The 204-nt window shown below is 50.0% G+C and carries 1 rRNA gene; it reads left to right on the top strand.

The features are described 5' to 3' along the window. Window positions 1-87: ribosomal RNA gene (locus tag QQ041_RS23635) — 16S ribosomal RNA — on the top strand; the annotation flags it as partial. Window positions 88-204 lie beyond the last annotated feature (117 nt).

Below are 204 nucleotides of genomic sequence, written 5' to 3'. Positions count from 1 at the left end.
AGGACGCTCACCACTTTGTGGTTCATGACTGGGGTGAAGTCGTAACAAGGTAGCCCTAGGGGAACCTGGGGCTGGATCACCTCCTTATACGAAGATATACACGATGAGTGTCCACACAGATTGATTAGGTTTAGAAAAGTTAAGAGACGATATTGGGTCTGTAGCTCAGCTGGTTAGAGCGCTCGCCTGATAAGCGGGAGGTCG

It is taken from the genome of Vibrio sp. TMPB1044 (assembly GCF_030442075.1).
Taxonomy (GTDB): Bacteria; Pseudomonadota; Gammaproteobacteria; order Enterobacterales; family Vibrionaceae; genus Vibrio; species Vibrio satsumensis.
Note: the sequence above shows the minus strand (reverse complement) of the source record. Positions and strands in the feature narration are given on the sequence as shown.